The following is an 823-nucleotide window of genomic DNA, read 5'->3' as shown; positions in this document are numbered from 1 at the left end:
GCCGCGTCAAGCTCTGCTTCCAGCCGGCCGAAGAGGGCGTGCGCGGGGCGCGCCCCATGGCGGAGTCGGGCGTTTTGGACGACGTCGACTTCCTCTACGTGATGCACGTCGGCTGCGACATCCCCGGCGGCGAAGTGGTGACGGCCCCTGAGAAGTTCCTCTGCACGACGAAGGTCGACTTCCGCTTCCAGGGGACGGCCTCGCACGCCGGGATGCAGCCCGAAGTGGGCCGAAACGCCTTGACGGCCGCCGCCACCGCGGCGTTGGCGCTGATGGGCCTCCCGCGCCACGGCGAAGGCATGACCCGCGTCAACGTCGGGTACCTGCGCGCCGGGGAAGGCAGGAACGTCATCGCCTCGACCGCGGAAATGCAGGTCGAAGTGCGCGGCGAAAACGAAAAGATCAACACGACGATGTTCGAAGAAGCCTGCCGCCGCTGCGAAGGGGCCGCGGCGATGTACGGCTGCACGGTCTCGCACGAAGTGATGGGCGAGGCGGTCGACTTCGTCCCGGACGCCGAAGCCCAGGCCCTCGCCGCCGAGGCCGCCGCGGCCGCGCCCTACGTCGAGAAGGTCTCGCCCACGATGAACTTCAACGGGAGCGACGACGCGACGATTCTGATCAAGCGCGTGCAGGCCCACGGCGGCCAGGGCGCGTACCTCGTGGTCGGGTCGAAGCTCGACGCCGGGCACCATCAGGCCGCCTTCGACATCGAAGAAAAGCGCCTCTTCACGATTTTCTCCATCTACCGCAACCTGGCCGTGCGCCACCTCGGAGCTCTGTAATGAAACATCAGGAACACCCCATCCCGGACAGCAAGGAT

General features: G+C 67.2%; 1 protein-coding gene. It reads left to right on the top strand.

The features are described from left to right. Positions 1 to 785, top strand: a 785-nt coding sequence (locus HMPREF9440_RS12085; protein ID WP_040764717.1) for an amidohydrolase, incomplete at its 5' end; no start/stop codon positions are given. Positions 786 to 823 lie beyond the last annotated feature (38 nt).

It is taken from the genome of Sutterella parvirubra YIT 11816 (assembly GCF_000250875.1).
In the GTDB taxonomy this organism is placed as follows: Bacteria; Pseudomonadota; Gammaproteobacteria; order Burkholderiales; family Burkholderiaceae_F; genus Sutterella; species Sutterella parvirubra.
Note: the sequence above shows the minus strand (reverse complement) of the source record. Positions and strands in the feature narration are given on the sequence as shown.